The 7,895-nt window shown below is 63.1% G+C and carries 5 protein-coding genes and 1 tRNA gene; 4 read left to right on the top strand and 2 right to left on the bottom strand.

What is annotated here, in order from left to right; all coding sequences use genetic code 11:
* Positions 1 to 118 precede the first annotated feature (118 nt).
* From PLL20_20845 to PLL20_20830, 4 genes are all read left to right on the top strand, one after another.
* Positions 119 to 676 (top strand): shikimate kinase, encoded by a 558-nt coding sequence (locus PLL20_20845; GenBank protein ID HPD32448.1) that lies wholly within the window; start codon positions 119 to 121, stop codon positions 674 to 676.
* A complete protein-coding gene (gene aroC, locus PLL20_20840) occupies positions 663 to 1,718 on the top strand; it encodes a chorismate synthase (protein HPD32447.1) in 1,056 nt (351 codons plus the stop codon). Before PLL20_20845 ends, aroC begins: the two co-directional genes overlap by 14 nt.
* Before the next feature lie 174 nt (positions 1,719 to 1,892).
* Positions 1,893 to 3,209, top strand: a complete 1,317-nt coding sequence (locus PLL20_20835) for a chorismate synthase (protein HPD32446.1) — start codon at positions 1,893 to 1,895, stop codon at positions 3,207 to 3,209.
* Between the two features lie 528 nt (positions 3,210 to 3,737).
* Positions 3,738 to 3,810: transfer RNA gene (locus PLL20_20830), tRNA-Lys, on the top strand.
* A gap of 177 nt (positions 3,811 to 3,987) precedes the next feature.
* On the opposite strand, the gene PLL20_20825 is transcribed toward PLL20_20830, so the two are convergent.
* Together PLL20_20825 and PLL20_20820 are read right to left on the bottom strand one after the other, a co-directional pair.
* Positions 3,988 to 5,229 (bottom strand): tyrosine-type recombinase/integrase, encoded by a 1,242-nt coding sequence (locus PLL20_20825; protein HPD32445.1) that lies wholly within the window; start codon positions 5,227 to 5,229, stop codon positions 3,988 to 3,990.
* Positions 5,230 to 5,776: 547 nt separating this feature from the next.
* Positions 5,777 to 7,895: DUF3987 domain-containing protein (locus tag PLL20_20820; protein ID HPD32444.1), on the bottom strand; the 2,119-nt coding region annotated here is incomplete at its 5' end.

The raw sequence follows: 7,895 nt of genomic DNA, 5'->3' as shown, positions 1-7,895 counted from the left end.
TTGGGCTTCAACCGCATGCAATGCGCGGTCATAAGTCGGAAAGGTCCGCTAGGCCCCTAGCAGTCTGTTACAGCGGAGGCACATGCCCGCATAAAGCCGCGGGCGTGGCACCCGGCGAATGAACATCGTCCTGGTCGGCATGAAACATTGCGGGAAGAGTTCCATCGGCCGGGCGATGGCCGCCCGGATGAACTGCGCTTTCCACGACGTGGATCCTATGATCGAGGCGATGCATGAGTGCGAGGCCGGCGAACGGCTTTCGGTTCGAGAGATGCTCATTCGCCACGGCGAGGACCATTTCCGCCGGATCGAAGGTCATGTGGTATGCGAACTGTACCTCAAGCTCGATCGTTCGGGCAGCAAGAACGTGGTGGCTCTGGGCGGGCGGACGGCCCTTAACGAGACGGTGGTGTCGCTACTGAAGGCGATCGGTACGGTTGTGTATCTACGGGTGCCGGCCGAGGTCGTTTACCGCCGCATCGAAAAGGCCGGGCTCCCCGCATTCCTGGACAAAGACGACCCGTTCGGGAGCTTCGTGAAGCTGTACCGGGAACGGGAACCACGGTATATCGATCTGGCCGACGTGGTTGTCGATCTGGAAGGCGGCTGCGGCGTGGAACAGGCCGCGGCGCGGGTGATGACTCTCATCGAGGAGCGTAGCCATGGCCGGCAATAGCTTTGGGCAACTCTTTCGGATCACGACGTTTGGCGAGTCACACGGGCGAGCGGTAGGTGTGATCATCGACGGCGTGCCACCGGGCTTTGACCTTGACTTGGCGGCCATTCAGGCGGAAATGGATCGCCGCCGACCTGGGCAATCGAAAGTGGTCACCCATCGTAAAGAGCCCGACACTGTCGAGATTATGTCCGGCATGTACGAGGGCAAGACCACCGGCGTGCCGCTGATGATGATCGTGCATAACAGCAACGCCCGCCCCGGAGACTACGACAACATCAAGGATCTCTTCCGGCCAGGGCACGCGGACTACACCTACTTCAAGAAATATGGGATTCGCGACTATCGCGGTGGGGGCCGGGCCTCGGCGCGCGAAACGGTCGGACGGGTGGCAGCCGGGGCCGTGGCAAAGCAGCTTCTGGCCAAGCGCGGCGTGCGGATCGTCGCATACACCCTGCGGGCCGGCGGGATTAACTGCAAGAGGATTGATCTGGACGTGATCGAGAAGAATCCGATGCGTGCTTGCGACCTGGAGGCGGCTGAGTTGATGGTCAAGCGGGTCGATGAGATCCGTTCTCAGGTCGACAGCATCGGCGGCATCATCGAATGCCGAATCATGGGCGTTCCGGTAGGGCTGGGCGAACCGGTGTTCGACAAGCTGGACGCCGACCTGGCCAAGGCCATCCTCTCCATCCCGGCGACCAAGGGCATCGAGTTCGGGACCGGCTTTGCCGCTGCCGACATGACCGGCAGCCGGCATAACGACCAGATGACGCCGGACGGTTTTCTGAGCAATAATGCCGGCGGTATTCTGGGCGGGATCTCCAACGGCAATGAGATCGTCTTCCGGACGGTGATCAAGCCGACCTCCTCTATCGCCCACCAGCAGCAGACGATTAACATCAGAGGCGAGCCGGTAACCATCCGGGTAACCGGCCGTCATGATCCCTGCCTGTGCCCCCGTGCCGTCCCAGTCGTTGAGGCCATGGCCGCTTTGGTTTTGGAAGACCATTTCAAGCGGCAAGAGGCGCTGAGGGCATAGCGGACGAGCCGCCAAATTGGCATTTGGATGCCCTTGGAGATACCAGAGCAGTCTCCTATACTCGCCCTCGTTCCGAAGCCGGGCAGGCTGCTGACAGCGTCGCCGGGTGGCAATCGGCGGTAGTCAGAGCTGGTCCGAGTGTCCCTGAGAAACGGAACTGCAAGGAGATAAGCAATGCTGGGTTGTGACCTGGGAACGATGTTCAAGGTAGCGGTGGGGGGCGGTTCTTACCAAGAGGGCTTGACCATCCATCTTCAGGGGGTCCCGCCGGGGTTGTGCATTACGGAGGAGCAGATCTATGAGGACCTGTTGCTCCGTAAGCCAGGTCAGGGCGAGCTGACCTCGCCTCGCCGCGAGCCGGACATCCCGATCATCTACAACGGCATCAACGCGGCCGACACCATGCCGGGGTTCAAGAACGCCGGTCACACCAACGGCACGCCGTTTGTGATCCTGATCCCCAACCTCGATCGACACTTCGAGCACATCGAGCAGTATCAGGTGACCAATCGCACTCCAAGACCGGGCCACGCGTCGTATGCCTCCTATCAGAAGTACGACCACTGGGATGACGCCATCGGGGCAGGCATTTTCAGCGGACGGTACACTTCGACCGTCGTCGCGGCCGGGGCGGTCGCCAAGAGAATCCTGGCCGACAAGGGGATTGAGGTCACCGCTTATGTTCGAGAGGCGGCGGGCGTGGCCATGCCCGACATGCCCATCGAGCAGATACGTCTGAAGGCAACTGCTTACCGCAAAGTTCGCAAGGAACATGACCCCATCTGGCGATTTGTCTACCAGTCGGGCCGGATCAAGCCTGGTATGCGCTTCCTGGAGAAGATGCCGGTGCTTTCCGAAGTCGAGAGAATGATCGGCAGCTTCCCCAAGGTCGAGATGGACGAGAAGAGGATTCGTGACGAGCACGGGATTCATCCCAGTCTCTTCTGTCCGGACCTTGCGACGGCCGACGAGATGTACCGCAAGATCGTCGAAATCAAGGACTCGGGCGACTCCAGCGGTGGCGTGGTCGAGGTGGTGGCCACGGGTGTTCCCGCCGGGCTGGGCGAACCGGTGTTCCGCAAGCTGGACGGCGAGTTCGGTCGGATGCTCAGCATCGGGGCGGTGAAGGCAGTGGAGATCGGGGCCGGCGTCAAAGTCAAAAACATGACCGGCTCACAATGCAACGACCAACTATTTGCCGACGGCGGCAAAGTGCGCTTCGGCAGCAACAACGCCGGGGGCGTCACCGGCGGCCTGACCACTGGCCAACCGATCGTCATCCGGCTGACGGTCAAGCCCACGCCGACCATCAGCAAGGACCAGCACACGGTGGACAAAGTGACGCGGGAAAACGCTGTTCTGAAGGCCGTCACACGTCGTGACCCCACGCTGGTCGCGAGGATCTGGCCGGTGGCTGAGGCCTTCACTGCTTTGATTCTGCTCGATCACCTGATGATGCATGTCGGGTACCAGGGAATGTGGCGGAGTTGAGCGATTCCGCAACCGGCGTTTTTCGCGGTTCATGGGATGTTCTGATGAGGAGCCGGACGCTCCCGGCGTTGTCGGCGAGCCGGTCCTATCCGTGCTTGCCCAACAGCCTCGGCAGCCCGTCCTCTGACCCAAGAGCCCGGAGCATCACCAAGTGGAATCGCGATTGGGGCGCATTGATCATAAACCAGGGCGGCGCAAGACCCGAAAACGAGGTTTGCGAAATCGCCGGCGGCTCCGGCGGGGACTTGAGTACTGCGTTCGGCCGGGTTATACTTTGTCGCAACCCAGTCGGCGCGTTGTGTGTCGGCTACGGCTGGGTCTTTGGAGGAGTGCTTGAAACGGTCATCGGCCAGGGTGATATAATGGGCACCGGTCGCCTCGTGTTGCCAGTGGCCGAATTTGCGGGTCCGTGCCGTGCGCTGCCTTCCGAGTAAGACGGTCATTAGTAAAGCAGCACGGGACGGATCTTGAGGCTCAAAACAAGGGCCACCCCACGGCCTGGGGGCGGTTCCTGGCACTGACCCGCTTGCGTCCTTAGCTCAACTGGTAGAGCATCTGACTCTTAATCAGAGGGTTCAAGGTTCGAGTCCTTGAGGACGCATTTCGCACGGCCCCGCGCGGGGCCGTTTGTGTTTGCATAAACCCGCAACGCTCAAAGACTTAGGGAAGACTCCGGTCTGGAGGTTTTGCCCGTCTGGTCGCACCCAGCCGCACAGGCTCGCAGGATATCGTGCCCTGACTGCTATCAAAACCGCTAGCGCGCCGCCGAAGACCGGGCTCACGGATTTGTACCCGTGGGGCGCAGGACGAAGATGGAGTTGCCCAGGATCTGTGGCATCCGGGCGACGGTCTCGGCCTCCTGGCCGGGGAAGAGGTGGCCGTAGGTGTCCATGGTCAAGGTGATGGTCGAGTGTCTCATCACCGCCTGGACGGCTTTGGGGTGAGCTCCGGACAGGGCCAGCCAGGCTCCGCAGGTGTGCCGCAGGGCGTGGAAGTCGAGTCGTTCACCTTCGGAATTGATGTCTTTGAGGAAGTCCGACTGAAGACGATGCTGATACTCGACCGAGTCGTTCCTGACCGCTTCCAGCCAGGCCTGTCGGGCGTCGGCCAGATCCGCCCGGAGCATGTCGGCCACCTCCGAGCCGCCGACCAACTCGAACACCGGGGAGGCGGGGGCTTGGGTCGCCACATGCTCGGCCAGTTGGGCGGCCAGATCCGGCTGGATGTACTGGCGGGCGTCCTTGGCGTTTTTGGTCGCCCCGGCCTTGACGGTGATGAAGGGGGGCTGATGATCCAGGTACAGTCGCCCGCGGGTCAGGCTTCGCAACTCATTCTGGCGCAGACCGGTCTGGATGGCGGTCGCGTAGATCAGCACCCGCTCCCAGCCGGTGTTTCGGTAGCGGGTAGGTCCTTGGGCGGTGATGGTCCTGAGCCATTCCCACTCTTCCGGCAGCAGCATTCTCCGCTCTCTGCGTCGATCGGTCTTGGGATTGGGCTTACTCACCGAAATCAGCGGGTCGCTGGCGATCTTACCACTGACCATCAACCAACGAGTGAAGCCCTTCATGGCTGTCAGGTAGGCGTGGACCGTGCGGGCAGACCGCTTTCGGTGCTGGGAGAGTCTCTGGGCAAAGCGATTGACTTGCTCGACCGAAATGTCTGCGGTCGTGATCCAGCCTGCGTCGGCGGCCATGGCCCGGATGTACCCAATCGTCGAGGACACGTGCTTGTCAGCACGATGCCCGGCCTGAAGATGGGCCTCATAGGCAGCAATATGGCCGTCAAGATCGCGCTTGGCCTCCTCGGCCAGCTTGTCGATCCGCGGGTCGATGACCCCGGCTCTTCGCAGGGCCGCGTCGGCTACGAACTTGGCCAGGATCTGCTCGGCGGCCCGGCGGTCGGTGGTGCGGGTGGACCGGATTCGCCGCCGGCCGGTGTGGTCGAACCAGGCCGCAGTCCAGGGGCCGTTGTCGACCCGTTTGAAGAGCGTGCCTTGTCCGTTGGACCGTCGCTTGGCCATCGAGCCTTACCCGCCTATAGAGGTTCTGAGTACCTCAACGCCCGAGAGGAATCCACTCCATTCGAGGATTCCTGGCGGCCGGAGACCGCCGCCTGCCAAGCCTGGGCATGTTGTTCCCAGGGCCGACCCGTACAGCTTGGCCGGATGGCCAGGTAACGCCGGAGTTGATCAGGAGTCAGTGCATCCAGGGGGCCAGGACGGCTCGGGTCTGGTCCATCCGAGTGGGCTGGCCGCTTCACCAGGGAATCTGGGCCTATGGCTGCTCGAATGGCCGGATCCAGAACCGCCGATTGATCCCACCATCCTCGGCCGTCCGGCCTGGGGACCGCAACTCGCAGAAAGCGAAGTGCCTCCCGCTGCGCTGTTGTTTCGAGCGGTTCGGACGTTGCTTGTCTCAGCAGGGCCAGCAACTCTTGTTTGTGACGTTGTACGCGGTCAGCCCATTCCGCGGTCAGGGCTGAGACGGGCCGAAACTGCAGGCGATCACCCCGGGCCCGCAACTCGATGCCCTGAGCGGTCAGCTCCGCCATCAACAGGACCGCTGTGTTCACAGTTCCCCCCAGTCGTCACCGGCCAGTGGGTCTGCCGCCAGCTCTGCTGCGCCACTGTCACCACCGTCACCGGAACCAAAACCGCCCCTGGCGCTATCGCCAGCAGGGGTTTTGGTGACGGCCAAGCCATCGGCCAGTTGGAACCGCGGCGAAGGTCGTCCCCCGGCTGGATCGGGCTTGGGATTCACCCATCTACCCAAGCCAGCCTTCGAGAGCCTTTCCAGGGCGTCGAATGCGGCCTTGGTCCTGCCCCGGTACTGCCGCAGTCCGTGTGTCAGATCGCGAGTGGTGACACTGCCCCCGTGCAGATCGATCCACTCGATGAGGCGGCGGCGGTCACCATCCTGATCCGATTCGCCCAGGACGGTGTAGATCCGCTTGGCCTCGTTGCCGAACCATTGCGAGAGGGCGACGCCGGCCGCGATACTCCTCTCATCCACGTTGTCCGAGTCAGCGAGTGTGGGGTCTTCGGCGGCCCAGCGGAGGCAATGCACCACCAGCGCCAGCCGGGCCGCGTACCCCTCCAGCTTGCTCCACACCGCCGACAGGTCGCCAGAGAGATTAACCTGCTCTTCGGCATGAGCATTGTAGAACGTTATCCACGCTTCCTTGGCCGCCGGCGTCAACGCTACCACCACCGGGCGGGGCTCGCCGTTCTCGCCATAGGTGAACTGCAGCTCCCTGAGCCGCTGCACAATCGTCAACAAGGCCGCCTCGGTGGACGGCGGAATATCGGCCTCCGTCCAGCGTTTGGGCCGCCGCGGGGGCATGGCCAGCAGCAGCCGAGCCAGCAGCCCCGATTCGCGATGTTCACGACCCATCGCTCGGTTCAGGGTGCCGGGCTGAATCCCGCCAGTGACACTCACGGAAGCCGATGGCACGTAGATCGTCTTCGGCCTGCCACTCTTGCGATCCACCAGAATGGCTTCGCCGTTGTGCATGCTCAGCCAGTGGGCGGCATCCGCACCGATGCCCCCGCCCTTGTGGGCGTATCGGTCGAACGAACCAACCCAAGCGGCCAATTCATCACAGGCCAGCAGCAACCCTCGCGGGTTAGCCAGCAGGATCGGGGCGATCGCCTCGACGGTGATGTCGGATACGTGCATGCGTTCGGCCTGCGGGGGCTCGGGCTTGGCCGGCGGGTCTCCGGCGTTCTTGCGGCGCTTCCATTCGGAGAGCTCCTTGTCGTATCGCAGCAGCGCCTTCTCATAGAGATCCTGTGCGGCGGCGGCCTGCTTCATTGCCTTGGCTTGCAGGTGGTACACGGGTTGTAACACCACCCTGTAAGCGGGCGTCTTGAGCGTGCCGCTCTCACCGACGATGGCCGTCCACACAATGGCCGGCTCGGTCCATCCTCGCTTGAGCTGGATGCGTCGGGTGTTGCCAATCGCCGCCGCGAGCGTGGACAGCATCGGCATGGCCACGTAGGACGGATCACACCCGATGGCCGTGGCGCAGATCTCCAGGAAAGACCGCATCGGCTCAGGCATCACTCCCACCGGAAACGGGAGGACTGGTTCGATCGGCGGAACACACGGCTCAGGCGTTTCAGAGGAGCCGCTGCTGATGTGAACCTGGTGTGTTGGGCGGGGGGTGCCGTTCCTGGCGGCTGACCGGACGGCCTTGGCCAGTTCATCCTCGCCCAAAGGCGGGCAGTTGCGGTGGTTCCAGGTCCGCATGAGATCGAGGATCTGGGTCTCGGTCAGTCGAAGGCCCCTCTCCGACTGGAAGGCGTGGAGGTGCCCGGCGAGGTTGAAGGCGGCATTGTTGCGGCTGCCTTCCGATGCCGCGGCCGCCTTGGCGACGTACTGCCCGGCCCGGGTCATCAGCCGGTCGAGTTCGTCACCGGACGGAGCAGGAGCGCACGGAGGCACCGATGGTCGGGGCTGGGTCACCATCTGCAGCAGCCAGGTTGGCATGTCGGCGGCAGGCCGCTGATCGGGAGCACGTCCCGGGCGCCAGGCGTATGTTCCGCCGCTGATGTGGTTCGACGGCGGAGCCACGATGTAGCCGCCGTCCGCTTTGACATCGATGCCCGCGAGCAGGTTATTCCGGCTGCGGATGACGACGCCTGATTGGGCAAAGATCAGGTGCCGGCCGCCGCCTCCGGACAGG

The organism is Phycisphaerae bacterium (assembly GCA_035384605.1).
Lineage (GTDB): Bacteria > Planctomycetota > Phycisphaerae > UBA1845 > PWPN01 > JAUCQB01.
This window is presented reverse-complemented; position numbering and strand designations above follow the sequence as displayed.